The sequence below is a fragment of the Cobetia sp. MM1IDA2H-1 genome, from assembly GCF_002916775.2.
In the GTDB taxonomy this organism is placed as follows: Bacteria; Pseudomonadota; Gammaproteobacteria; order Pseudomonadales; family Halomonadaceae; genus Cobetia; species Cobetia marina.
In genome coordinates this window covers 1807349-1832238 of record NZ_CM133225.1, presented here as the reverse complement: position 1 = coordinate 1832238, position 24890 = coordinate 1807349, and the positions used below count along the sequence as shown (strand labels likewise).

General features: G+C 62.4%; 20 protein-coding genes. 15 read left to right on the top strand and 5 right to left on the bottom strand.

What is annotated here, in order from left to right:
- Positions 1 to 115: 115 nt before the first annotated feature.
- The gene (locus BOH68_RS07835) at positions 116 to 3022 is read right to left on the bottom strand and encodes a bifunctional acetate--CoA ligase family protein/GNAT family N-acetyltransferase (protein ID WP_077376597.1); all 2907 of its coding nucleotides are present in this window, start codon (positions 3020 to 3022) and stop codon (positions 116 to 118) included.
- Positions 3023 to 3215: 193 nt separating this feature from the next.
- Between BOH68_RS07835 and BOH68_RS07830 the strand changes: the two genes are divergently transcribed.
- Both BOH68_RS07830 and BOH68_RS07825 read left to right on the top strand, forming a co-directional pair.
- The gene (locus BOH68_RS07830; protein WP_077376600.1) at positions 3216 to 4241 is read left to right on the top strand and encodes a histone deacetylase family protein; all 1026 of its coding nucleotides are present in this window, start codon (positions 3216 to 3218) and stop codon (positions 4239 to 4241) included.
- Positions 4242 to 4405: 164 nt separating this feature from the next.
- The gene (locus tag BOH68_RS07825; protein ID WP_077376603.1) at positions 4406 to 5038 is read left to right on the top strand and encodes a helix-turn-helix domain-containing protein; all 633 of its coding nucleotides are present in this window, start codon (positions 4406 to 4408) and stop codon (positions 5036 to 5038) included.
- 146 nt (positions 5039 to 5184) lie between these two features.
- Here BOH68_RS07825 and BOH68_RS07820 read toward each other — a convergent pair whose 3' ends face one another.
- Together BOH68_RS07820 and BOH68_RS07815 are read right to left on the bottom strand one after the other, a co-directional pair.
- On the bottom strand, positions 5185 to 6126 hold the full coding sequence (locus tag BOH68_RS07820; RefSeq protein ID WP_254696481.1) for a helix-turn-helix transcriptional regulator: 942 nt from the start codon (positions 6124 to 6126) through the stop codon (positions 5185 to 5187).
- The gene (locus tag BOH68_RS07815) at positions 6123 to 7022 is read right to left on the bottom strand and encodes a formate dehydrogenase accessory sulfurtransferase FdhD (RefSeq protein WP_258038269.1); all 900 of its coding nucleotides are present in this window, start codon (positions 7020 to 7022) and stop codon (positions 6123 to 6125) included. Before BOH68_RS07815 ends, BOH68_RS07820 begins: the two co-directional genes overlap by 4 nt.
- Before the next feature lie 335 nt (positions 7023 to 7357).
- Here BOH68_RS07815 and BOH68_RS07810 point away from each other — a divergent pair, with 335 nt between their 5' ends.
- From BOH68_RS07810 to BOH68_RS07755, 12 genes are all read left to right on the top strand, one after another.
- Positions 7358 to 7930 (top strand): DUF3305 domain-containing protein, encoded by a 573-nt coding sequence (locus BOH68_RS07810; RefSeq protein WP_255304488.1) that lies wholly within the window; start codon positions 7358 to 7360, stop codon positions 7928 to 7930.
- A complete protein-coding gene (locus BOH68_RS07805; RefSeq protein ID WP_077376608.1) occupies positions 7927 to 8790 on the top strand; it encodes a DUF3306 domain-containing protein in 864 nt (287 codons plus the stop codon). Before BOH68_RS07810 ends, BOH68_RS07805 begins: the two co-directional genes overlap by 4 nt.
- Before the next feature lie 440 nt (positions 8791 to 9230).
- Positions 9231 to 11132, top strand: coding sequence for a 4Fe-4S dicluster domain-containing protein (locus BOH68_RS07800; protein WP_083730707.1), 1902 nt, complete (start codon positions 9231 to 9233; stop codon positions 11130 to 11132).
- A 28-nt stretch (positions 11133 to 11160) separates the two neighbouring features.
- Complete coding sequence (locus BOH68_RS07795; protein ID WP_077376615.1) at positions 11161 to 11850, top strand: TorD/DmsD family molecular chaperone; 690 nt, start codon at positions 11161 to 11163, stop codon at positions 11848 to 11850.
- Positions 11851 to 12024: 174 nt separating this feature from the next.
- Positions 12025 to 12255 carry a hypothetical protein gene (locus tag BOH68_RS07790; RefSeq protein ID WP_077376618.1) on the top strand — a complete coding sequence of 77 codons (231 nt, stop codon included), beginning with the start codon at positions 12025 to 12027 and terminating at the stop codon, positions 12253 to 12255.
- A 279-nt stretch (positions 12256 to 12534) separates the two neighbouring features.
- Positions 12535 to 15381 (top strand): molybdopterin-dependent oxidoreductase, encoded by a 2847-nt coding sequence (locus BOH68_RS07785; protein WP_077376621.1) that lies wholly within the window; start codon positions 12535 to 12537, stop codon positions 15379 to 15381.
- A 127-nt stretch (positions 15382 to 15508) separates the two neighbouring features.
- Complete coding sequence (gene fdh3B / locus BOH68_RS07780) at positions 15509 to 16168, top strand: formate dehydrogenase FDH3 subunit beta (RefSeq protein WP_077376624.1); 660 nt, start codon at positions 15509 to 15511, stop codon at positions 16166 to 16168.
- Between the two features lie 9 nt (positions 16169 to 16177).
- Positions 16178 to 17224 (top strand): formate dehydrogenase subunit gamma, encoded by a 1047-nt coding sequence (locus tag BOH68_RS07775; RefSeq protein ID WP_077376626.1) that lies wholly within the window; start codon positions 16178 to 16180, stop codon positions 17222 to 17224.
- A 222-nt stretch (positions 17225 to 17446) separates the two neighbouring features.
- Positions 17447 to 17791, top strand: a complete 345-nt coding sequence (locus BOH68_RS07770; RefSeq protein ID WP_077376629.1) for a DUF1244 domain-containing protein — start codon at positions 17447 to 17449, stop codon at positions 17789 to 17791.
- A 2-nt stretch (positions 17792 to 17793) separates the two neighbouring features.
- Complete coding sequence (moaB, locus tag BOH68_RS07765; RefSeq protein WP_077376632.1) at positions 17794 to 18324, top strand: molybdenum cofactor biosynthesis protein B; 531 nt, start codon at positions 17794 to 17796, stop codon at positions 18322 to 18324.
- Positions 18314 to 19633 carry a molybdopterin molybdotransferase MoeA gene (locus BOH68_RS07760; RefSeq protein ID WP_077376635.1) on the top strand — a complete coding sequence of 440 codons (1320 nt, stop codon included), beginning with the start codon at positions 18314 to 18316 and terminating at the stop codon, positions 19631 to 19633. The genes moaB and BOH68_RS07760 overlap by 11 nt, the downstream gene beginning before the upstream one ends.
- A 192-nt stretch (positions 19634 to 19825) precedes the next feature.
- Positions 19826 to 20620: a carbonic anhydrase gene (locus BOH68_RS07755; RefSeq protein WP_077376638.1), complete on the top strand. Its 795-nt coding sequence runs from the start codon at positions 19826 to 19828 to the stop codon at positions 20618 to 20620.
- Positions 20621 to 20717: 97 nt separating this feature from the next.
- Here BOH68_RS07755 and BOH68_RS07750 read toward each other — a convergent pair whose 3' ends face one another.
- The gene (locus BOH68_RS07750; protein ID WP_077376641.1) at positions 20718 to 21386 is read right to left on the bottom strand and encodes an ACP phosphodiesterase; all 669 of its coding nucleotides are present in this window, start codon (positions 21384 to 21386) and stop codon (positions 20718 to 20720) included.
- A 70-nt stretch (positions 21387 to 21456) separates the two neighbouring features.
- Here BOH68_RS07750 and selD point away from each other — a divergent pair, with 70 nt between their 5' ends.
- Complete coding sequence (gene selD / locus BOH68_RS07745) at positions 21457 to 23856, top strand: selenide, water dikinase SelD (RefSeq protein ID WP_219815813.1); 2400 nt, start codon at positions 21457 to 21459, stop codon at positions 23854 to 23856.
- A gap of 189 nt (positions 23857 to 24045) precedes the next feature.
- Here the strand turns inward: selD and BOH68_RS07740 are convergent, their stop codons facing one another.
- Positions 24046 to 24768: a DUF3581 family protein gene (locus BOH68_RS07740; protein ID WP_077376644.1), complete on the bottom strand. Its 723-nt coding sequence runs from the start codon at positions 24766 to 24768 to the stop codon at positions 24046 to 24048.
- Between the last annotated feature and the right edge of the window lie 122 nt (positions 24769 to 24890).

The following is a 24890-nucleotide window of genomic DNA, read 5'->3' as shown; positions in this document are numbered from 1 at the left end:
AAAGGATTCTTATATTTAAAATAATGATACAGAGTTATTGATATTCACTCAAACAACAACACAGCTTTATACGACGAAGGTGGCATACCACCGATCATGCCCTGACACGCGCGCATCAGGCCTTGGATTCAAGCCTCAGGCGTTGCCAATCACTGGTGGGCTCATTGAGTCGGATACTCGCATCGATGACCTGTTCCTCCATGTTGTAACGACAGGTGAACCCCAGGTGCTTCATCAGTGCACGCATCGGGTGATTGTCCATCATGATCTTGCCTACCATCTCGAGAGTGCCCAACGAACGGCAATAGCGCAGCATCTTTTCCATCAACAGTCGTCCGATCCCCTCACCTTGCAGGTCATCACGAATGATCACCGAGAACTCCGTGCGAATGTTGTCAGGGTCATTCCAGACCCGCACCACTCCCAGCATTTCACGACGTGAGCCGCCCTCCTCCTGCTCACTGACTTCACGCTCGGCGATGAATGCCATCTGGCGGTCATAATTGATCTGGGCCAGCAGCGCCAGATCGCGTTGCGTCAGGGAAGCCTTGTGATGGAAATAACGGAAACGAATGCTTTCCTCGGACAATCTGGCATGGAAAGCGGTGATCAATGGCGCATCCTCTGCACGAATCGGCCGCACTTCCACCTCGGTGCCATCCTCAAGCCGCACCCACTCCCGCAGCTCTTCCGGGTACGGCATGATGGCGAAGCGCGCGGGCTTGCCCAGATCCAGCGTGAAATCCACCGCGACGGCCTCATCACGATTGAGCAGCAACGGATTGATCTCCAGCCCCCGAATGTCAGGCAAATCCGATGCCAACTGCGACAATTTGATCAACAAGGTACACAGGCGCGCGATATCACGCTCGGGGTCCGGCGAGTGCTCCTCGATCAGACGCGAGGCATGACTGCGCGAGATGAGCTCGCGTGCCAGCGTCATGTTGAGAGGCGGCAAGGCAACCTGGCGGTCTACCAGCACGTTGACCTTGTAGCCCCCCAGCCCGAAGACCACCACCGGCCCGAACTCCTCGTCACGCGTGATGCCCGCACTCAATTGCAGCGAATGCTTGCCGCGGCGCATCGGCTGCAGGCAGAACTCATGGATGCGGGTGCGTTCGCTGCCGCTGCGTCCCCGCTCGTCATCACGCTCGCTCACCTTGCTGGTGATGCGACGCATGGCCAGGGCGATGTCTTCCGGGCCATTGAGATCCTGGACCACGCCAGAAGACAGACGCTGCGGGAAGCGGCGATAACGGAAGGGCTGGCTGTTGTGCTCGTGGACCACCCGCAAGGCGAAGGGCCCCGCTGCCATCTCGGCGTCTTCCTTGCCAGCCGCCTGCCTGAGAGCTGCAATGGCCTGCGCGGCTTCGGCGGCATCAGACACATAATGACTGGCAGCTGTCGCGATGCCATAGGTCTCCAGTACCTGAGCCGTTTCAGAATGGGTCAGCCATTCACGACCGGCACGCCGAGCGCTGTGCACCAGATCATGTGCTCGGGCGCGAATCTCGGCGCTGGTGGTGAAGGACAGGCTCGGCGGGGTCTGCTGCAACAGGGACTGCACCCGCTGGTAATCCACCATCTGCAGGAAGGCCTTGACGCCCTTTTCGGGTGAGAGATAGGTCGGGATACCCGCAGCGTGGCAGGCATGACGTGCCGCCAGCGCCTGCTCGAGCCCCATCCAGCTGGTCAGCAGATTGCGCCGGAACTGCTTGCGATGCGTGATCAGGGCCTCGGCCGTGTCCTTGGATGGTGCAAGTCTTGTCGGCGCATGCACGACGAGCACCGCATCGACTCCCTGATCATTGGCCACGATGTTGACTGCGGCAACGAAGTCTTCGGGCGTGGCATTGCCCCCCAGATCCACCGGATTGCGACCGGGCAGGCTGACATCCAGCTGATCCTTGAGCAGCGCATCCCGACTCTCCTTGCCCAGCTCGGCAAGCTTGCCGCCTCCCGCCATCAGCTTGTCGATCGCCAACAGGGCCGGCCCGAGACCATTGGAGACGATCGCCAGCCGATCGCCCCGCAGCGGTTTCATGCGATTGAGCGTCTCGAGGGCATCGAACATGTCCTCGCTGTCATTGACGCGTACCACCCCAGCACGCGCCAGCGCGACGTCCACGATCTGGTCGCGATTGGGAATGCCGGGGGTGACGTGAGTCCCGAACAGGTCGGCCTCGGGCGTGCGACCGCTCTTGATCGCCAATACCAGTCGGTTGCGAGAGGCCTCGCGCAGCGCAGTCATGAAGTGCATCGAGTCATGGATGCGCTCGAGATGCAGCAGGAGCGCCTGGGCATGCCCATATTGATTCAGGTAATCAATCAGGTCAGGCAGCATCACGTCGACGCTGTCTCCCAGCGTCACCAGATGGGAGAAGCCGATACCGCGCCCCGCCGCCCAGTCGATCATGGCATTGCCCAGCATCCCCGACTGCCCCAGATAGGCGACCTTGCCCTTGGCGACAGGCTGACCACTGAAGGAGGCATTCAGATTCCGATTGGGCACGCAGACCCCCATGCACTCCGGGCCCAGCAGACGTATTCCACTGCCACGTGCCGCCTTGAGCAGACGGCTGTTGAGACTCTCCTGATCCGGATGGATGCGCAGTCGCGCGTGGTCGGGGGCCACAGGCTCACGCCGGGCAAGCATTCCGAGCCCTTTTTCCGTCACGCGGGCCAGGGAGCTTGCCGGCGACGGTGCCACTCCTCCGGAGATCAACAGCGCGGCCTTGACGCCGCGACGCCCCAGCTTCTCGACGATGCGCGGCAAGGTCTCGGCAGGCGAGCACAGGATGGCGAGGTCCGGCATCGTGTCCAGCTCACTGATCCGGCGCACACAGGGCACTCCATGCACCGTGTCATAGCCCTTGGGATTCACCACGACAAGCGTGCCCTTGAACCCGCCTTCCAGCAGGTTTCTCAGCACCTGGCCGCCCAGTGAGTGTGTCTTTTCCGAGGCCCCGATCACCGCGATACTGGTGGGCTCGAAGAAATTGCGCAGAAATCGCATCCCCATGGAGGTGTCCTGTCAGCCGGTGCGCATCCAATGCGCGATGCCACCAGCATGCCGCGAAAGTGAGTGCCTGAACAGCAGCCGGCAGGTGCTGGAGAAGGTAGACCATCCGCCACTATCCGTGTCTACCAGTGAATCTTACTGTGAGGTTTCGAACTATCCTCAGTCTAGCGCCCAGCCAAACAGGCACATGCCGATGATCACCTCTTATATCTCTCATAGCGACTGTGGCAATCATTTCATGGGTCCGACACATCCCGAGAGCCCATTGCGCCTGCAGGCCATCCAGCGTCAGCTGGCATTGAGCGGCGTGATTCAGCATGTCCAGCAATACGATGCACGCCCTGCCACGCTGGAACAGCTGGCAAGAGTCCATCCGATGCGCCACCTGCAGGCCCTCGACAAGTGCCCGCCCCAGGCAGGTCAGCTGCTGACGCTCAGCGAGGACACCGTGATGTGTGCAGACAGCCTGGTGGCGGCACGTCTCGCGGCAGGAGCCGTCGTGCGCGGGGTCGACCAGGTGATGCGCAATCAGGCGGACAACGTCTTCTGTGCCGTGCGCCCACCGGGCCATCATGCCGAACGCGCGGATGCCATGGGCTTCTGCTTCTACAACAACGTGGCAGTAGGCGCGCTGCATGCCCGCCAGCAGTACGGTGTCAGACGCATCGCCATCCTCGATTTCGATGTTCATCAGGGCAACGGCACGGTAGATATCTTCAAGCATGACCCCGACACGCTGGTCTGCTCATCGTTCCAGAACGCCATGTACCCCTGGCGCTATCTCGAGAGCCGCTGGGAGCACATTCACAATACCCCGCTTGCAGAAGGCTGTTGTTCGCTGGACTTTCGCCATGCCATCGAAGCGCAATGGCTGAAGAAGCTTGATGATTTCAAGCCGGAGCTGATCCTGATCTCGGCAGGCTTCGACGCGCATCGTGAGGATCCAATGGCCGAACTGTGTCTCGAGGACGACGACTATTACTGGATCACGCGCTTGGCGATGGACGTGGCCAGGCGCCATTGTCAGGGACGTATCGTCTCGGTACTGGAAGGCGGCTACTGCCTGGAAGCGTTGGCACGCAGCACTGAGGCCCATGTCAAGGCACTGGCGGGTCTGCCGATGGAGGACGGGATACCCCTGCGTCATTCGCCGCCAGCCGCGCACGCGTCACCCAAAGTGCATGCAAGGCCAAATGAGCGTGATCATCCGCTTTTCTGAGTGACCAGACATGCGACTTCAAGAGACGCATCCCCTGTCGCCAGGAGCATCGTCGATGCCTTGCTCAGCTACACCGTGATTTCCTTGCTGTGATAAGCTGGCGAAAAAGTTTCCAATAGTAAACTTGTGAACTCCCGCCGCCATCGACCACAGCGAAGCTTCCCATGAGTACACCGACTGACAAGGATGCCGCGGTCCGGATCGCTTCCGGCCGCAAGGCCTTCGTTGAGCCCCTCAAGCTTGGAGAGAGGGTCAAGCAGATCCGACTCGCCAATCATTGGACCCTCGAGGACGTCAGCCAGCGTACCGGGCTTGCACGCTCTACGCTGTCCAAGATCGAGAATGAACAGATATCCCCCACCTTCACCGCCGTCCAGAAGTTGATCAATGGTCTCAATATCGACCTTCCTCAACTGCTAAGCCCTCCCAAGCGACAGAGCGGCACGCTGGGCAGACGTGATCTGACACGCCTCGGTGAAGGCAAGAGCCACCCGACCCCGACCTATGAACATGAGCTGCTTTCCTGGCAGCTGGCTCAGAAGCGCATGATTCCCTTCAAGACCCGGGTGCGCGCTCGCAGCTTCGAGGAGTTTCCCGACTGGGTGCGCCACGACGGCGAGGAATTCCTGATGGTGCTAGAGGGCAGCATTCTGCTGTATTCCGAGTTCTATGAACCCTTGCCTCTCGGGGATGGAGACAGCATCTATTTCGACTCCGACATGGGCCATGCTCTGGTTTCCACCAGCGAAGACGATGCCGTAGTGCTGTCGGTCTGCACGCGCAACGACGCCGATTGATGATATGCCCACTGGCGCAACGCTAAACCGTTCTCCAGGAGCATGTGACGTGAAAGATCTTTACCTCGCCAGAACAATGGCCTGGCGAGGCAGAGGCAGCGCCCACATCATCACCGTTTAGCCTGGTGCTAGCTGGCGATCTTGACTCAGTCATGTTGGGCGGCGTCGCCTCGCCAGATGAGCTGACCACATTCACGCAGGTCATACCCTCCCAACGACTGTGCCAGCTGGATGCCATTGGGCGTGGACAGATAGTCCAGCAGGCCCTGGAAGAGGTCGCGGAAATAGACGTTGCGTGGCACGACAAGATCAAAGGCCTCTTCACAGACCGGCACGAATCCGAGACCGAATTCATTCGCGGCCGATAACGTCCCCGGCCCGACATCCACCTCCCCGCGCGCGACGAGTGATGCGACCTCTCGCTCCGAGTAGGCGATGGCGAGGGTATTGAGCTGCTCCGGGCGCATCTGATGGCCGGACAGCCACTCCTGCAGGAAGCGCTGCGAACCGGCCCCCTCCTGACGCACTACCCAGCGCCGTTGAGACCCGAACAGGCCGCCGGGATTGATCGGCAGGTGGCGATCTTCCTGACGAATGATCAGCCCCTGGGTGCGCCGAGCCAGCCGGACCAATACCCACTGACGATAACCATCGTGCCCGCGGATCAAGGCCGGATGGCGAAGCGATGCTTCCTCGGCACGCCCCCAGTGAATGGCACAGACATCGGCTCGTCCCTGACTCAACAGATCCAGCCCCAGGCGTGTCCCGGTGACACTCATGCCATAGAAGGCACTGCCATCGTGCTGCTGGTTGAGTCGCATCGTCAGCGCTGCCAGCAAGGGGTCATCGCTACCGGTGATCATCAAGCGATCCGCCAGCACCCCATGATGGCTGGACTCCAGAATCCATTGCTCGACCAGGCGCCGCGGGAAAAGCCATTTGCCGGTGACCTTGGTGGCCGGCATGGTGCCCTCACTGGCCAGCTGATAGATCTTCTTTTCATTGAGGTGCAACAGTCGTGCGACCTCATGGACCGTCAGAAAGGGGTTGTCATGCATCGTCGCATCCCCGGAAACAGGCTGATTCATTGCTCGCCTCCCGGGCGAGACTTGCCAGCTTCACGAAGTTGATCACCGGCACGCAGCGGAGGGATGGCGTCCAGTATCATCCGACCGGCAGGGTCCACCACCTGGAAGTGGCTGCCCTTGGCACGTGCGATCAACAGCACCCCGAAGCGGCTGGCCAGCTCAACGCCCTTCTGGGTCACCCCGGAGCGTGAGACCAGCACCGAAATGCCCGCCTGCGCCACCTTGAGCACCATCTCCGAGGTCAGACGCCCCGTGGTATAGAAGATATTGGCACCCCGGTAATCCGTCTCGTCCTCGCGCACAGGTGAAAGCCAGTTCAGGCCTGCCAGGGTATCGACGGCATTGTGGCGACCGACATCCTCGATGAATGCCAGCACCTCATCATCCCGACACAGCGCACAGCCATGTACCGCCCCCGCCTTGCGGTAGGTGGCATTGTGGGCCGCGAGAGATGCCAACAGCTGATACAGCACACTCTGCTGAAAGGGGCGATCATCAAGCGCCTCCAGCGTCTGACGCTCCAGCAGATTGCCAAAGACGGTTCCCTGGCCGCAGCCGGTGGTGACGGTACGCTTGCTCAGTCGCTGCTCGATATCCTTCGGTAGATGGCGCGTCACCACCGAGGCGCTTTCCACCTCCCAGTCCACTTGCAGCGCCTCCAGGTCTTCGATATCTCCCAACAGGCCCTGATTGCGCAAATAGCCCGCCACCAGCGCCTCAGGCTCGGCCCCCAGCGTCATCAGAGTGACGATCTCACGCTTGTTGAGGTAGATCGTCAGCGCGCGCTCGGCGGCGATCGACTGCGTCTGGCGCTGGCCTCGCTCATCCATCACGACGATATCCAGCGTGGTGGGCAATCGAGCATTGCTGATGACCGGAGGCATAGAGGCTTTCATGGCGTCGGGGTCTCCCTCTTCGAGCCGAATTGATGCCGGAGGGTGCCGCCACACGGCGAACCTGCCATGCAGGTTGCGGCATGCGTCGTCACCCAGCGCTCAAAGAATACCAGTCAGGCCGAGAGGCTGTCCTGATCCGGCAGCCATTGCGATCTCGCGTCATGCAATTCTCGACGCATGCGGCACGCTTCTTGCTAAAACCGGTAGAGCGTCGCATGTTCGTGAACGTACGAGCCACGGCGCTGATGACAGACTCGCCTTGGACCCGATACGCCGCCGACCACGACTCGGGTCACCCCCTGAACCACTTCCAGAACGCCCTCAAGAGATACGCCATGACCCAGCCACCCGACCCGTTGATGGACACGACACTCGACGCCTCACGCGAGTCATCACGACCTGACGACACTCGCTGGCTGACCGTGACACTGGCCCCCTCGCAGCAGACTCTCGGCCGCTTCACTCTCGACACCTGGGTGATTTCCCGGATCGCGCCCGCGGATCACGGCGAGACCACGCCCCGGACGCCTGAACAAGCGGCGCAACCGGAGCCTCAACGCACTCTGCCCCTGCAGCTGCATCTCACCGAGCGCACCGACTATCGTTACAACCTGCGTTGCGAACAGCCGCGCCTGTTCGTCTTGTGTGAAGAGCGTGAAGCGGATGGCATGCAGCCAAGGGTCGTCACCGCCTGCCAGGAAGTGGCCTCGCATTGGCTGGATGGCGACCAACTAGTACTGGATACCCCGATGCCTCCTGCCCTGATGGTCTGGCTGGAGGGCTATCTCGCCCGGCATGGTGAGCGCATCGACGAAGGCAAGAAGAAGAAGCGCAAGGGGGCGGGGCGCGCCAGTCAGACCGACACCGTGCGCCCGGACGCTGATGCTGCCAACAAGGAAGGGCCATGAGTCACTCCGACGACCGCGACCATACCTCGCAAGGCCTGTTGTCCCGCTGGTCACGCCGCAAGCAGCGCGCCGAAGCCTCACGGACGACCACGGACTCTCCCGATGCCGCCGCTGGGCTGGCGACGGTCGCACAGCCCTCCACGGCCAATGACACCGCACCCACTGAGACCGCACCCAAGGAAACAGGGGCCTGCGAGGCATCGGACGAGCTGGGCCATGCTCTGCACAGCAAGCGGCATGGCGAAGCGTCCGCTGAAGGCGGCAGTGAGACGACCGACGCCGAGGCCCTTGCACAGGAGGCAGATGAGCCCCCTCCCGTCGTGGAGCTGCCAGACCCCGACACCCTGCTGCCGGATGCGGATATCAGTGCCTACATGCAGGCAGGAGTGGACCCGGCGCTGCGACAACGCGCCCTGCGCCGCATCTTCATGGGAGGCGAGCACTCCCTGCGCGATGGCCTGGACGATTACGATCAGGATTTCTCCCAGATGCGTCCGCTCGCCGCAGGTGTGGCCGAGACGCTGAGACGCTGGACTCGCGATGTCGAAGAGGGACTCGAGAAGCTGGAAGATGACGAGGCTGATTGCGTAGCCGCCAGCAACGGCTCGGAAGATCAGCCGCAGGATGAGGCGCTGGAGGCTGCACCCTCTACGGATGAGCAAGGTCTCGACTCACTGGATGAGACATCACCGGATCACGGCCCACAGACCCATCGCGAGCACGCGCAGGACAAGCACACGGATACTGATGCTGCCCTTGCGCATGACACGCATGCACGGCAAGGCGCATGGGACCAGACCGATGGCGTCACGGCTGACGGACATGGGCCCACCCACAGACCGCCCCAACCACCAGAATGACACGCCTACCCGCAGGCACTGAGACATTATGACCCAGCGCAAGCTCCGTATTCGGCATGCGGGGTCATTCCCTTGCCCCTCACATGACTTCCACTCCCATGCGAGAGGCGCACTGCCTGCAAGAATCCGCTCAACAGAGGCAGGTATCGTCTGCGAAGAGAACGGCACTGCCTTCCGATACCTGATCGTCTACGCCCGATGCTCATCGCTGGCCCTTCAGTCCCTGACTATGCTGAAGCCAGTCGCAATGATGCCGCCATGCGGATCATCCGGATGACATCAGGCGCAAGACGTCGCTGGAAGCCCATGCACTTCCTTGAATGACCTTCGACCGCTGACCGGGCGCGAGCCTCGAGAATCAGCGGCGATCAGGAACCGTCCACCGCGCCACCTGACAGGCGCGCAAGGGCGGAGCCGCCACGACCGAAATAAGGATGAGGATGCTCAGTTCAAGTCTCGAGAACGCCCAGCGCGCGCTCAACCAGCAAGCACGCCAACGCGCCCTGGCGGCAGTGCTCGGAGCCTCCCCCGCTTCCAGCCTGCCACTGCTGGCCAGTGATGCCGGCAGCGCCCCGATCCGCTATCGCAGCCAGGGCCGCACGCTGCTGATCGGCAGCGAAGCGCGCCTGCGTGCCCTGTCCAGCCTGATGCTGGCACTGCCCGCCACTCACTCCCTGTCACTGTCTCTGCTGATCAGCGAGCAGGACAACAGCGCACTGGTATCCCTCGACGAGCGGCATATCACGACGAGCGAAGCACTGCCTTCCCATGCCAGCACCCGCGAGGCGCTCTCGCTGAGCGGCCATCTTGGCCATTTCACGCTGCTGGCTGGCGGGGTCAATCTGGCGCGCGCACTGCTGTCCACAGGTGCCCGACAGGTCGAGACCTTCGACCTGATCGCCGATCTGGGTCACCAGCCCCTCAATCAGGCGGAACTTCCGCCGCCGGGCTATCTGCGTGCAGAGGATACGGTGCTGGGCGAGCTGGATCGTCTCGCAAGCGACGCCAGCCTTGTCGAGAGCGGCGACCAGATCGCGAACCTGACCCATTGGGCGACAGAATTCGCCGGTCTGGTCGGCAGCTTCGACAAGCCCAATTACGTCAACGTCAATCTCGACATCTGTGCCCATTCAAGTGCGGGCAGCATCGGGTGTACACGTTGTCTTTCCTCCTGCAGCGCCGATGCCATCTTCTCCGTGGCGGGACGCCGCAACGCGCATATCGAGATCGACCCGTACCTCTGCCATGGTGCCGCCAGTTGCGTGAGTGCCTGCCCGACCGGCGCGCTGAGCTTTACCCAGCCGCCACTCGAACAGCGTCTCGAACAGATCCAGCGTCTGCTTGAGCGCTATCAGGATGCAGGGGGCACGCAGCCGATACTGCGCTACCGCCTCGAGTCTGCCAGTGACCGCCACTCGCCGTTGGCACCTGAGGATCAGGAACGCTGCCTGGACATTGCACTGGATGAAATCAGCGCCACCGGGCACGACGAGTGGCTGGCCGCGCTGGCGCTGGGCGCCACCCAGGTCATCGTCGAACTGCCTCGGACACTGCCTGCCGGTCAGCACCAGCAACTCGAGCAGGAACAGCGTCTGTGCAATGCGTTGCTGGAAAGCATGCAACTGGCCACGGACACCCAAGGCTCCCCCCGTCTCGTGCTGATCACCGAGTCCGCCGTGCCGGCCTCGCCCATGACGCTCGTCAGTCCGCTCTGCATCGCGCTGGCGCCCGGTGCCGATCGCGAAGAAGACGGCCAGCCGGGCCTGCCGATCGCGCGTGACTGGCTGTTGGGTCAACCGGATGCCCGACCCGGCAAGCGTGAGCGCCTGAATCGTGTACTGGATCACCTGGCCACGCTGGCCGCCGCTGACCTGGCGCAGACCGCCGTCGAGGTACCTGCCGGTGCGCCCTTCGGCGCGATTCAGGTCGAAAGCGACGGCTGCACCCTTTGTCAGGCCTGCGTCGCGGTCTGCCCGACCAGCGCACTGTCCGCCAACCGCACCTCTCCGGCACTGTCCTTCACCGAGGGAGATTGCGTGCAATGTGGCCTGTGCGAGCAGTCATGCCCCGAGAGCGTCATCACTCTGACGCCGGGCTTTTCCGCACAACCAGAGGTGCGCCGTGAACCGCGCCTGCTCAAGCAGGACACGCCGTTCCCCTGCATCAGCTGCGGCACCCCGTTCGGCTCCACCGCCACCATCACGGCGATGCAGACCAAGCTGGCCTCCCACGCCTATTTCCAGGGTGACGGTGCGCTGCGCCTCAAGATGTGCAGCGATTGCCGCGTGAAGGATATCTGGCACGAAATGGCCCGCAATCCCGATGCTCAACTCAAGGTCTGAGTCCATGCCTTCAAGTGATGACACTGATATGACACCTGATGATGGATCACTGATCAGCCACAGTGCCGAGCAACAGGCACTGCGGGCCGATCTCTACCGCCTGCTGGCTCGTCTGCTGCGGGCAGCGCCCGATCAGCCACTCATCGACTTCCTGGCGGCGCTGGAGCCTGAGGCCATCACCATGCCCGGCGCGGATCAGCAGCAACTGCCCAGGGCGCTGGCCTCGCTGTCTCTCTCGGCGCGGGTCAGTGATCCTCGACGACTGGAGGATGAGTATTTCCAGGCACTGGTCGGGGTCGTGCAGGGCGAAGTGGTGCCGTATGCCAGCTGGTACCTGACCGGCTCATTGATGGAAATGCCGCTGGTGGCACTGCGCCATGACCTCAAGCGCCTCGGTTTCGAGCGCGAAGCCGACGTTCGCGAGCCGGAGGACCACCTGGGGGCTCTGTGCGAGGTCATGGCCATGCTGATCGAGGAGCTGCCCGGCGAACAGGTCAATTTCTTCCGTCAGCATCTGGCGAACTGGGGTGAGCGTTGCTGTGCCGACCTTGCGCGCCGCAAGAGTCCTTTCTATGCCGCGGTTGGCTATCTTGGCCAGGCATTTCTGGCAGCCGAACGACGCAATCTCGGAGAGGCTCCCCAACCGACAGCCTCATTGGCGGACGTCGCAAGCCAAGGCACCACTGGCTGGCAAGGCATACAACTTCCCCAATCGTGAGACCGACAGACACGCGCCGGACAGCACCCACAGCCCGGCACACGCCATGGCCGGTGCTGGGGCTGATGCAAGACCCTGATGCAAGACCTGAAGCAAGACCGTGAGACACCCTTCAAGCGACAACGGATTCAGCGACGTTCGCCTTGAACATGACATGTCAGACAGGAGATCAGCATGAAGACTGATGACAACACGCAAGGCCAGGAACTGGCCCGTCAGGGCCGCCGCAAGTTCCTGAGGGTACTGGGAGCCAGCACCGTCGGGGCGGCAGCCGCTGGAACGCTGGCCGGGGCCGTCATCCCGGATCAGGCCGCGCCACAGGACGGCAAGACAGCAGACAGAGTGACCGACAACTATCGCGAGACGGATCACGTGAAGGCGTTCTACGCCACTCTGCGAGATTGACCTTCTGTCGGTCACGTCTCCACAGGGGAATCTGCCAGTGGCAACGCCGCCACTGCCAGATCCTCTGGGAGAGTACAGACTCGCCTGACGGCGTGACCGATCAGAGACACAAAGGGCAGCGTGGAGTTCACTCCAGCCGCCATTGACAGCGACAAGACGGCACAGGGGCTCGCTGGCGAATGCCAGAAGAGCCACCTGAAGAACCGCCACTCCCGACACGGCCACCTGACCCGCCCAAGCGGTGCATGTCGTGTATCGGGTGATGAGGAGAAAGATGTCATGCGACTGACCCCCACCCCCTCCAGCACGGAGAGTACGGGACTCGGCATCAACCGCCGCCAGTTCCTGAAGCGCAGCGGTGTTGCGACCGGCGGCCTTGCCGCGGCCAGCTTCATGGCCACCCCGATGATGAAGCGTGCCGAGGCCAAGACGGAAGTCTCTCAGGCACCTGTCGAGACCAAGCGCACGATCTGTTCCCACTGCTCCGTGGGCTGTGGCGTCTATGCCGAAGTCCAGGAAGGCGTCTGGACCAAGCAGGAACCCGCCTTCGATCACCCCTTCAACCGCGGCGCGCATTGTGCCAAGGGCGCCTCGCTGCGTGAGCATGGTCACTCTGATCGTCGTCTGAAGTATCCGATGAAGCTCGAAGGCGGCAAGTGGAAGAAGCTGTCCTGGGAGCAGGCCATCGAGGAAGTCGGCAACAAGGTACTGGAGCTGACCGAGCAGCATGGCCCGGACAGCATCTACTGGCTCGGTTCGGCAAAGTTCAGCAATGAACAGGCCTACCTGATGCGCAAGTTCGCGGCCCTGTTCGGCACCAACAATGTCGATCACCAGGCGCGTATCTGCCACTCCACCACCGTCGCCGGCGTCGCCAACACCTGGGGCTATGGCGCGATGACCAACTCGTTCAACGACATGCACAATTGTCGTTCGATTCTGTTCATCGGCTCCAATCCCTCCGAAGCCCACCCGGTGGCGATGCAACACATCCTGCTGGCCAAGGAGCGCTCCAACGCCGAGATCATCGTCGTCGATCCGCGCTTCACCCGCACGGCAGCGAAAGCCAACAAGTACGTGCGTCTGCGTCCGGGCACCGATGTTGCCTACATCTGGGGCCTGCTGTGGCACATCTTCGAGAACGGCTGGGAAGATGAGGCCTACATCCAGCAGCGCGTCTACGGCATGGACGAGGTACGCGCGGAAGTCGCCAACTTCCCGCCGGACGTGGTCGAGCGCATCACCGGTGTCGGTGAAGCCGACATGCTCGACGTCGCACGTCGACTGTCCCAGAACCGTCCGGGAAGTGTCGTGTGGTGCATGGGTGGCACACAGCACACCACCGGCAACAACAATACCCGCGCCTACTGCATTCTGGAGCTGGCACTGGGCAACATCGGCAAGTCCGGTGGCGGTGCCAACATCTTCCGGGGCCACGACAACGTTCAGGGCGCCACGGATCTGGGCCTGATGTCCCACTCCCTGCCAGGTTACTACGGCCTCTCCGAAGGGGCGTGGAAGCATTGGGCCAAGGTATGGAACGTCGACTTCGACTGGATCCAGAACCGCTACGACCAGACCGAGTATCACGACGGCAAGCCGATGCACACCAACGGCATCACCGTCTCGCGCTGGGTCGATGGCGTGCTCGAGGACCCGGATCGCATCTCCCAGCGCACCGCGCTCAAGGCGATGTTCTACTGGGGGCATGCCGTCAACTCCCAGACCCGCGGGCCGGAGATGAAGAAGGCCATGGCCAAGCTGGACATGATGGTGGTGGTCGACCCCTACCCGACCATCGCCGCCGTCATGCACGACCGCACCGATGGCGTCTATCTGTTGCCGGCCGCGACCCAGTTCGAGACCACCGGCAGCGTGACCAACTCCAGTCGCTCCCTGCAGTGGCGTGATCAGGTCATCGAACCGATGTTCGATTCCAAGCCGGATCACGAGATCATGTATCTGCTGTCCCGCAAGCTGGGCTTTGCCGACGAGCTGTTCCGCAACATCAAGGTCGAGGGCAGCGTGCCGGTGGTCGAGGACATCACCCGCGAATTCAATGCCGGGATGTGGACCGTTGGCTATACCGCCCAGAGTCCCGAGCGCCTGAAGGCTCATCAGAAGAACTGGCATACCTTCGACTTCGAGACACTCAAGGCACGTGGTGGTCCGGCAAATGGCGACTTCTACGGTCTGCCATGGCCGTGCTGGGGAACGCCGGAGATGGGCCATCCAGGCTCGCCCATCCTGTATGACACCTCCAAGACGGTGGCCGAAGGCGGTGGCAACTTCCGCGCCCGTTACGGCGTGGAACACAACGGCACCAATATCTTGGCCGAGGGCTCCTGGTCCAAGGGCGCCGAGATCGAGGATGGCTATCCGGAGTTCACCGACAAGCTGCTCAAGCAGCTGGGCTGGTGGGACGACCTGACGGCCGAGGAAAAGCAGGCGGCGGAAGGCAAGAACTGGAAGACCGATCTTTCCGGTGGCATCCAGCGCGTGTGCATCAAGCATGGCTGCATGCCGTACGGCAACGCCAAGGCACGTGCCCTAGTGTGGACCTTCCCGGACCCGATCCCCAAGCACCGCGAGCCGCTGTATACCGCGCGCCGTGACCTGGTGAAGGACTATCCGACCTGGCCGGATTCCGAATCCATCTATCGCTTGCCGACGCTCTACGCCTCCATTCAGGAGAAGGACGTCAGCGCCAAATACCCGATCACCCTGACCTCGGGCCGCCTGGTGGAATACGAAGGGGGTGGCGAAGAGACACGCTCCATCCCGTGGCTGGCCGAGCTGCAGCAGGAGATGTTCGTCGAGATCAATCCGGCGCTGGCCAATGACCAGGGCATCAAGGATGGCGACATGGTATGGGTCGAGGGTGCCGAAGGCGGCCGCGTGAAGGTCAAGGCGCTGGTCACCGAGCGAGTCGGGCCGGACGTGGTCTTCATGCCCTTCCACTTCGGGGGCCACTACGAGGGCGAGTCCCTGGAGTCACGCTACCCGGAAGGCACGGTGCCCTACGTGCTGGGTGAGTCCGCCAACACCGCGACGACCTATGGCTATGACCCCGTGACCCTGATGCAGGAAACCAAGGTCACGCTGTGCCGAGTCAGCCTCGCCTGAAGCGCGTCCCGACCCTGACTGTCGATCGCGTAAACGCCGAATCATCGAGCCAATCATATGTCGATGATCAGAAATATCCGGCCTGTCGTCTGAGCCACTCGACGACGGGCCGTGAAGGAGAAGCAAGATGGCCCAGATGAAATTCCTGTGTGATGCAGAACGCTGCATCGAGTGCAATGGCTGCGTGACGGCCTGCAAGAACGCCAACGAGACGGAATGGGGCATTCAGCGTCGCCGTGTCGTGACCCTGGATGACGGCAAGCCGAGCGAAGTCTCCATCTCGGTGGCCTGCATGCATTGTGATGACGCGCCCTGCATGGCGGTCTGCCCCACCGAATGCTTCTACAAGACCGATGACGGCATCGTCCTGCACGACAAGGATATCTGCATCGGTTGCGGGTACTGCCTGTATGCCTGCCCGTTCGGCGCACCACAGTTCCCGCAGCAAGGTGCCTTCGGCGAGCGGGGCAAGATGGACAAGTGCACCTTCTGTGCCGGCGGCCCGGCCGAGAGCCCGGAAGAAGAGTTCGAGAAGTACGGTGCCAACCGCATCAGCGAAGGCAAGCTGCCGCTGTGTGCCGAGATGTGCTCCACCAAGGCCCTGCTGGCCGGTGACGCCGAGACCGTCTCCGACATCTTCCGTCAGCGCGTGGTCTATCGCGGTCACGAGGATGGTGCCTGGTCGCCGGTCGACAAGGCCAGCCACCCGGAAACCTCGGCCAACCTGACCACCAGCAGCGTTCAGCAGGCGGACCACCTGGCCTACGACGCAGCCCGCAAGGGGTAAGGAGGCGACATGCGCGCGCACTTCACAGCTTCACGGTTGACCGTCGTCGCCATGTTCCTGTGTCTGATGCTGGCCAGCCTCTGGCTGGCCCCTCAGGCGCTGGCCGCGAATCCGGACGGCGAGATCGGTCAGGCGGTCGGTACGGTGAATGCCGACACCTGGCGGCAGGTGAAAGATGGAGAAAATTCCATCGACAGTCGCCATGACTCCAACTACAGCCTGATCAACCAGAGCGGCGAGACCTGGCGACAGATCCGCAACCGCTGGATCTCACCGGGTGGCCTGATCGCTCTGGGCGGCATGCTGGCCGTGCTGGCGATCTTCTATCTGCTGGTGGGGCGCAACGATCTGGACCACCCCCGCTCAGGCAAGTTGATGCTGCGCTGGACGGCACTGGAACGTGCCATGCACTGGACACTGGCCACACTGTTCCTCACGTTGGCCATCACCGGCATCAATCTGTTGTGGGGCAAGTTCGTGTTCCGCAATGTCTTCGGGGATGTGTTCTGGGCCAACATGATCATGGCGACCAAGGTGATCCACAACTATGTGGGGCCGTTGTTCTCGATCATGCTGATTCTGGTGCTGGCCAAGTGGCTGAAGCTCAACCTTCCCAAGAAGCATGACCTTGAATGGTTCCGCCAGGGCGGCGGCATGATGAAGGGCAAGCACCCGGATGCCGGCTTCGCCAATGGCGGGGAAAAGGCCTGGTACTGGATTCTGGCAACGGTCGGCCTGGTGGTGATTGCCAGCGGGCTGGTGCTCGACTTCCCGATCTTCGGTCAGACCCGTGACAACATGCAGTGGGCCAATGTCTTCCACGGCGTTGCCTCATTGATGCTGATCGCGGTGTCCTTCGGCCACATCTACATCGGTACCGCCGGCACGGAAGGTGCCTTCGAGGGCATGAAGACCGGTTACGTCGATGAAACCTGGGCCAAGCAACACCACAATCTGTGGTATGACGAGGTCAAGCAGGCCGAGGCGGCGGACCCGGCATCAGACCCCGCCACGGCACCTGACGACAGCCTGGCGCGTCAGCAACGCCCGAATTAGTCCGAGGCCAGACATCCGCTAGATGAGTGATGATTCGCCCGGTCAGGTTCGCCTGCCGGGCGTTTTGCATTGATATCGCCTCTCCCTGCCCGTCGCCCGGCCTCTCGCACCGGTTCACAGCCCTGCATTAGTTGCGTAAAGTTTCAGGTATCTGGCCTGGTCTCACCAGGCCCCCTCTACCATGAAGGCCTGCGCCATGCCGCGCCTTCTCAGGAGATTTCCATGAGCGACCCGACTCCCCAGACCGTCCAGGACCTGAACCAGCTGGACGAGCAGACCCGCACCGAGCTGGAAGCGGCCGCTTTCCGCCGTCTGCTCAAGCACCTGGATGACAACAAGGATGTCCAGAACATCGATCTGATGATCCTCGCCGACTTCTGCCGTAACTGCCTGTCCAAGTGGCTGATGGCCGCCGGCGAGGAACGCGGCGTGAGCTTCGATTACGACGCGGCGCGCGAGCACGTCTACGGCATGCCCTATTCCGAGTGGAAGACACATCACCAGGCCAAGGCGACCCCTGAGCAACTCGCAGCGCTCGAGGCACGTCAACAAGGCAAGAAGGACTGATCATGAGCGGCAATGACGAACAGATCGGCCTCACCATCGCGGTATTGACCGTCTCCGACACGCGCACCGAGGACACTGATCGCTCCGGTGACGCCCTGGTCGAGAGCCTGGCGGCAGCCGGCCATTCCCTGCATGAAAAACGTATCGTCCCCGATGACATCTATCAGTTGCGCGCCGTGGTCAGCGAGTGGATCGCGGACCCGGCCGTGCAGGTCATCCTGACCACCGGCGGCACAGGCTTCACCGGACGTGATTCCACACCGGAAGCCATCCGCGTGCTGCTCGACAAGGAAATCCAGGGCTTCGGCGAGCTGTTCCGTCAGCTTTCCCATCAGGAAGTCGGCAGCTCCACGATCCAGAGCCGCTGTCTTGGAGGGCTGGCCAACCGTACCGTGGTGTTCTGCCTACCCGGCTCCACCGGGGCCTGCAGGACAGCCTGGAACGGCATCCTCAAGGAGCAGCTCGACAGCCGTCACCGTCCCTGCAACTTCGCCAATCTGGTGATCCCGGAGCGCGGAACCCATGCCCACTGACTCCTCTTCTGCACAAGAGGCATCCCGGACGGGTCAGACCAAGACCGCCTGCGGCTGCGATAGCGTGCCGGTTGGCGCCAAGGGCCTGGCCCCCCTTTCCAGTGCCTTATCCGCATTGCGCGAATGCTGTCCGGTAATGCCGGTAGAGCAAGTCCCTGTCAGCAAGGCCGCGGGGCGTGTCCTCGCTGAGGATATCTACGCCGAACTGGACGTTCCTCCTGCCGACAACTCACAGATGGATGGCTACTGTGCAAGAGTAGCGGATATCGGTGATGGCGCCTGGCTGCCAATCAGCCAGCGCATCGCGGCAGGCCAGCCCACCTCGGCACTCGCCTCGGCAAGTTGTGCACGGCTGTTCACCGGGGCGGAAATCCCCGAAGGCGCCGACGTTGTGGTCATGCAGGAAGAAGTGACACTGCGTGAGAACGAAAATGGCACCACGGAAGCGTGGCTGCCCGGCCCACGGATTCCCGGCGACAATATCCGCCGACAGGGACGCGACGTCACTCGTGGCACTCGGCTGATCGCCGCCGGCACTCGCTTGGATGCCGCGATGCTTGGCCTGCTCTGTGGTCAAGGGCTCAGCTACGTATCGGTACGACACAAGGTACGCGTTGCCCTGTTTGCAACTGGCGATGAACTGATCGAACCCGGCCAGCCGCTCGAACCGGGGCAGATCTACAACTCCAATCGCGTGATGCTCAGCCAGATGCTCAGCGACTTCGGGGCTGACGTGGTGCTGGCGCCACTCAATGTGGCCGATACCTTCGAGGCCACCCGTGACGCTCTCGCGACAGCGGCAGAACAGGCCGACTTGATCGTCACCTGTGGCGGGGTCAGCGTCGGGGAGGAAGATCACGTCCGCCCTGCCATCGAGGCGCTTGGCAGCCTGGATCTCTGGCGCCTGGCCATCAAACCGGGCAAGCCACTGGCGCTGGGGCGCATCCTCAACACGCAAGGCGACTCGGTGCGTGTGGTGGGGCTACCTGGCAACCCGGTGTCGAGCTGGGTCGGTGGCTGGCTATTTCTTCGCCCCATACTGGGCGAAATGCTCGAGTGTGACGCACTGCGGGCCTTGAGAAGCCTCCGGGTACGTTCCGCCTTCTCGGCCAACACTGCCATCCGTCAGGACCATCTGCGTGTCACGCTGACGCCAGCCGATGATGGCCAGCTTGAGGCTCACGCCTTCCCGGACCAGAACTCAGCCGTGCTCTCCTCATGCGTCGGCGCTGAGGCATTGGCCGTGATCCCTCCCCACGCACAGATAAGCCCCGGCGACAGTGTGGAGTGTCTATGGCTGGAGAGTTGAGTGATTTCCACTACTGACCGGCATCCCCACCTCCTCTGACGCTGGAATGCGACAACCGAGTGACCCTCCAGCGTCATCTTGACCTTCCCTCTGAGTCCGGCACACTGACTGCTTTTATTCGTCAGCGTTCTGGCCTGCCAACCGCAGTCTAGTACGCTGGAATGTTCCGGACTCTTGAGCAAGGACATCTCAATGCCAGCCAATTCCTCGTCGCCTCGTGCGTTGTTGCGCCCACTCACCATGGCTGTGCTGCTTGCCACCGCTTCGTCATCCCTCCCGGCCTTGGCCAATGACAATGAAACGGCACCAGCCCCGGGAACATCCGTCACCGAATGGAGCTACTCGAGTGAGTCGGGCGACAGCGCCAATGGACCGGAGCACTGGGGAGACCTCACCCCCGGCTACGCGGAATGCGCCAGTGGTGCCCGGCAATCACCGATCGACATCGACAGTCAGTCACGCCCTCTGGAGGAAACAGGGCCGAAGCTCGACTACCACTCGCCGCTGCTCGTCACTCGGGACACGGGGCACACCTTGCAGATCGAAGGGGCCAGCGGAAACACGATGACACTGGATGGCACCCCCTACACTCTGTCACAGGTGCATCTGCATGTGCCTTCGGAACACGCGATCGATGGCAAGCGCGCTGCCATGGAAATCCATCTGGTGCACACCACTCCAGAAGGCAAGTTGGCAGTGCTGGCCGTGTTGGTCGAGGAAGGACATGACAACCTGGCGCTCAGCCGTCTGTTGAGCCGTCTTCCACAGCGAGGACTCTCCGAGACTCTGACAAGCGGATTGTCGGCCAACCTGCTGCTGCCACGCGAGCATGCTGGCTGGCAATACTCCGGCTCGCTGACCACTCCGCCATGTTCAGAACCCGTTACCTGGTTTGTGATGAAATCACCGATCGAAGCCTCTCGGTCACAGATCGATGCCTACCTGGAGTGGCAAGGAGGGAAGAATTCTCGCCCTCTCCAACGCTGATCAGCACAGGCAAGCAAACCTAGTTGGCAACCAAGCAACTCGCCTACCAGCTATACGTCACTGATATGCGCTTGCATACCCACCTGGCCATATACTGTCACTTATGAAAAATCGTCTGGCGCAATGCCAGCATGTCCGGCCACAACCGCGCGAAGCTGTCCTCAAGCATCGCGCGGTTATCCGCCAGCCACGGCGTCATGTCCGCCAGCGGATTGGCGCCTGCTTCCATATCCCCCATCTTGTGCGTACGCCTTCCGCTTCGCGTATCACTTTGCCTTCGTGAATCACTTTGCTGGCGAGGATCACTTGTCTGGCGTAACCGGCGTCTGGCCGTCATGCGCTCGCCGATGCTGGCAATGGTCGAGAGCGTGAACTCCAGCTCCTGATAGCGCCTGAGCGCATCGCGCATCTGAATCCACTCGATGAGGCTCGACAGGCGTGACGGCACCTCCTCACGCGCCAACAGGCGATAGAGGCGCTCGATATCGTCATCGTGCATCTCACCAGCCAGCAGGTGATCCCACATCATGTCGAAGGCGATGCCGGCCACACGACGTGACGCGGGCGGAACTTGCGTCAACAACCAGCGAGTCTCGGGATGGGCATCGATCACCGCATCACAGCGGCGATGGAAACGGATGCCGGCTTCTATCTCAGGCGCCCAACCGCTCAGGTCACTGCCGCGCACGCCGTCGGCAATCAGGTTGCCAAACAGGAAGTTATCGCTGCCCGCCAGACTCAGGTGCGCATGACCAAGAAAGTTCAAGTTGCTAGACTCCTGATATCATTACCCATTATTCAATCTCTCCGTCCTCTTCTGACTATCGAGACCTCTGATGCCATCTGCGTCCATGCCTGCCAAGGCGCCCATCGTGCGCGATATCGTCCTGATCGGCGGGGGACATAGCCATGTTGGCGTGTTGATGCGTTTCGCCATGCAGCCTGAGCCTGGCGTACGCCTCACCGTCATCTGTCGCGACACCGACACGCCCTACTCCGGCATGCTACCCGGTTACGTGGCGGGGCATTACACCTTTGATGATGTGCATATCGACCTGCGTCGGCTGTGTCAGTTCGCCGGCGCACGCTTCTATCGGGATCAGGTGATCGATATCGACCGCGGCCAGCGCCGCGTGATCTGCGCCGAGCGCCCGGCAGTGGACTATGACCTGCTGTCGATCAATATCGGCTCCACGCCTCGCCTGTCCCACATCGACGGTATCGGTGATCCCGAAGCGGCTGATGCTCCCGTGGTGGCGGTCAAACCGATCAGCACCTTCCAGCAGCGCTGGCTGAGCCTGCTTGAGCGCGCAAAAAGCGCCGAGCGGCCTCTCGACATCGTGCTGGTCGGCGGCGGTGCCGGCGGGGTCGAGCTGCTGCTGGCCATCCAGCAGCGCCTCGCCGCCGAGTTGCCCGCTGCGCTCGCGCCGAACCTGACGCTGATCACCCGCGGACAGCGCCTGTTGCCGACGCATTCTCCTGAGGTCAGCGCTGCACTCGCCACCACCTTGCATGAACGCGGTATCCAGGTGCATTTCGGTGAGGAGATCACCGCTGTCGACGCTTCCACGGCGTCATCCCAGCGCCAGCTGATCAGTGCCAGCGGCAGCCACTATCCGGCCGACGAGGCCATCTGGGTGACACGCGCCGGAGGGGCACGCTGGCTGGAGAAGACAGGACTGAGCCTGGATGAGGATGGCTTTCTCAAGGTGCGCGATACCCTGCAGACACTTGAGGATGATGCCATCTTCGCCGCGGGCGATATCGCGCATCAGGTCAATCATCCACGTGAAAAGGCCGGCGTCTTCGCCGTGCGCCAGTCACGGCCGCTGGCTGACAACCTGCGCCGCGCCGTGCGCGGAGAGTCACTACATCCCTATATTCCGCAGTCCCGCTGGCTGGCCCTGATCAGCACCGGGGATCGTGATGCCATTGCCTCACGCGGCAATCTGGGGCTGGTGTCGCCGTGGCTGCGTCCGTGGCTGTGGCGCTGGAAAGACCATATCGACCGCCAGTTCATGGCACGCTTCAATCAACTGCCCAGCATGCAGGACGTCGCGGATACCGGCGGCCTTGCCGGGTTGCAACAGCGTATCAGCGCTGCCTGGCAGGCGCTCAAGGGCGGCGATGGCAGGCTCCACCCGCGCCTGACCGCCGAGCTGGATGAGCAGGAAGCAAATCAGGCCCTGTCCGCGCTGGCGATGCGCTGCGGCGGCTGTGGCGCCAAGGTCGGTGCCAGCGTGCTGTCGCGAGCGCTGCAGAGCCTTGCCCCACACGAGAACCCGGACGTGCTGGTCGGGCTGCATGCCCCGGATGATGCCGCCATCGTGCGAGTGCCCGAGGGTCAGGCACTGGTACACAGCGTCGACTTCTTCCGCGCCTTCATCGATGACCCTTACCTGTTCGGGCGCATCGCTGCCAATCACGCCCTGGGGGATCTCTACGCCATGGGCGCTACGCCCCACACCGCCACCGCCGTCGCCACGGTGCCGCAGGGGATCGAGCGCAAGGTCGAACCGCTGGTGCGCGAGCTGATGCAAGGCGCCACCGAGGTGCTCAACGAGGCAGGCTGTACGCTGGTCGGCGGACATACCGGCGAGGGTCAGGAGCTGGCGCTGGGCTTCGCCCTCAATGGCCTGGTGGTGGAGAATCTGGCCGGCGTCACCTGCAAAGGCGGCATGCAGCCAGGCGAGGTACTGATCCTCACCAAGGCCATCGGCACCGGCACCTTGCTGGCAGCGCACGCACGCCTGGAAGCGCGCGGCCGCTGGATCGACGCCGCACTGGACAGCATGCAGCAATCCAGTCAGCAGGCGGCAAATATCCTGCGCGCCCATCAGGCGAGCGCCTCCACCGATGTCACCGGCTTCGGCCTGCTCGGCCATCTGGTGGAGATGACCCGCGCCAGCGGCGTGGATGCCGAACTCGAGATCGACGCCCTGCCGATACTGGACGGCGCCGAGGACTGCGTCGCCCGCGGGGTAGTCAGCTCACTGCAACCGGCCAACCTGCGTCTCAAGCGGGCCCTGAAGGATCAGGCCGGCGTCATCGATCATCCGCGCTATCCGCTGCTGTTCGATCCACAGACTGCCGGCGGCCTGCTGGCCAGTGTGCCGGCCGGTGAGGCCGAGTCCTGCCTGGCCGCGCTCAAGGCCGCCGGCTATCACGCCAGCGCCATCATCGGGCGCATCCTGCCACAGGGTGATGCGCTGGCGCCGATCAGCATCAAGCGCTGAACGCGGCGAGACAACTCACCGACGACGTCAGCCGCCCCCTTGCCGCCGGTCGTTTGACCCCACGACAAGACGCCCGCCAGATCTCTCTGGCGGGCGTCTTGATCTCTGCAGCACGCAAGTCCGAGGGCTAGCTCACTTCGGCCATCTCACCTTCGACTGGCTCAGTTCGGCCATCTCGGTTCGCCCGGCTCAGGCTTCGGCTTCGCGCTTGAGCGCCTCGAAGGATTCAACGAAGGCATCCATCGTCTCGGCACAGTAATCCCGCAGCCCACTGACGACCAGCTTCTTGGAGCCACTGCCGATGCACTGCTCGCCATCATGGATGCCGAATTCGAGCAGGGTATCACCACGCTTGCCGTTGACCTCAAGCGAGGAGCGCACGAAATCGAGATGCAGATCGGCGATATCGAGCCGTTCGAAACAGAAGCCCATGCTGTCATAGATCACCAGCGGGCGTGCCGGATTGAACATCACCCCCTTCTCCAGCATCAGCGGCTGCAGGAAGTGCGGGAAGTTGCGCCCGGAGAAGGCGATATACTGGCGAGTGAAATTGGCGACCACTTCCTCGTCATGCGTGGTATCACCGCTGCGCTCGACCGTCAGATAGACCTTGCCGGCTTCATCGCGCACCAGCAGGGACACGCCATTCTCGTCGGGTTCTTCCAGCGCTTCGAAGATCAAGGGCACATCATTGCCGACCATGCCGCAGAAACGGATGGTCATGCACTGTGAAAGGCCGAATTTCGCCAGCAACAGGGAGAACAGCAGGTCGCCGGGCACACAGAAGCGTCGCGCATCCGGGTCATGAATGGGGTTGTAATCCCCCGCCATCTGCTTGGCGAAGCGACTGGCCTGCTCGGCGGTGATCCGCACGCGGCCATCTTCGACCCGGTGAAACTGATCAAGAAACATGGACTGCCTTCCTGCCCTGCTTGAATGATGATCGATGGCCCGTCCTGAACCATCGCGGAAATGCCTCCGAGGGGAGGAATCAAGGGTGACACGCTTTCACGCCTGTCCAGCAGACGTGCCAT

What these genes read in the sequence shown, in the direction of transcription:
- BOH68_RS07835 (WP_077376597.1), bottom strand. Translation starts at nt 3,022, where the DNA reads ATGGGGATGCGATTTCTGCGCAATTTCTTCGAGCCCACCAGTATCGCG.
- BOH68_RS07830 (WP_077376600.1), top strand. Translation starts at nt 3,216, where the DNA reads ATGATCACCTCTTATATCTCTCATAGCGACTGTGGCAATCATTTCATG.
- BOH68_RS07825 (WP_077376603.1), top strand. Translation starts at nt 4,406, where the DNA reads ATGAGTACACCGACTGACAAGGATGCCGCGGTCCGGATCGCTTCCGGC.
- BOH68_RS07820 (WP_254696481.1), bottom strand. Translation starts at nt 6,126, where the DNA reads ATGAATCAGCCTGTTTCCGGGGATGCGACGATGCATGACAACCCCTTT.
- BOH68_RS07815 (WP_258038269.1), bottom strand. Translation starts at nt 7,022, where the DNA reads ATGAAAGCCTCTATGCCTCCGGTCATCAGCAATGCTCGATTGCCCACC.
- BOH68_RS07810 (WP_255304488.1), top strand. Translation starts at nt 7,358, where the DNA reads ATGACCCAGCCACCCGACCCGTTGATGGACACGACACTCGACGCCTCA.
- BOH68_RS07805 (WP_077376608.1), top strand. Translation starts at nt 7,927, where the DNA reads ATGAGTCACTCCGACGACCGCGACCATACCTCGCAAGGCCTGTTGTCC.
- BOH68_RS07800 (WP_083730707.1), top strand. Translation starts at nt 9,231, where the DNA reads ATGCTCAGTTCAAGTCTCGAGAACGCCCAGCGCGCGCTCAACCAGCAA.
- BOH68_RS07795 (WP_077376615.1), top strand. Translation starts at nt 11,161, where the DNA reads ATGACACCTGATGATGGATCACTGATCAGCCACAGTGCCGAGCAACAG.
- BOH68_RS07790 (WP_077376618.1), top strand. Translation starts at nt 12,025, where the DNA reads ATGAAGACTGATGACAACACGCAAGGCCAGGAACTGGCCCGTCAGGGC.
- BOH68_RS07785 (WP_077376621.1), top strand. Translation starts at nt 12,535, where the DNA reads ATGCGACTGACCCCCACCCCCTCCAGCACGGAGAGTACGGGACTCGGC.
- fdh3B (WP_077376624.1), top strand. Translation starts at nt 15,509, where the DNA reads ATGGCCCAGATGAAATTCCTGTGTGATGCAGAACGCTGCATCGAGTGC.
- BOH68_RS07775 (WP_077376626.1), top strand. Translation starts at nt 16,178, where the DNA reads ATGCGCGCGCACTTCACAGCTTCACGGTTGACCGTCGTCGCCATGTTC.
- BOH68_RS07770 (WP_077376629.1), top strand. Translation starts at nt 17,447, where the DNA reads ATGAGCGACCCGACTCCCCAGACCGTCCAGGACCTGAACCAGCTGGAC.
- moaB (WP_077376632.1), top strand. Translation starts at nt 17,794, where the DNA reads ATGAGCGGCAATGACGAACAGATCGGCCTCACCATCGCGGTATTGACC.
- BOH68_RS07760 (WP_077376635.1), top strand. Translation starts at nt 18,314, where the DNA reads ATGCCCACTGACTCCTCTTCTGCACAAGAGGCATCCCGGACGGGTCAG.
- BOH68_RS07755 (WP_077376638.1), top strand. Translation starts at nt 19,826, where the DNA reads ATGCCAGCCAATTCCTCGTCGCCTCGTGCGTTGTTGCGCCCACTCACC.
- selD (WP_219815813.1), top strand. Translation starts at nt 21,457, where the DNA reads ATGCCATCTGCGTCCATGCCTGCCAAGGCGCCCATCGTGCGCGATATC.
- BOH68_RS07740 (WP_077376644.1), bottom strand. Translation starts at nt 24,768, where the DNA reads ATGTTTCTTGATCAGTTTCACCGGGTCGAAGATGGCCGCGTGCGGATC.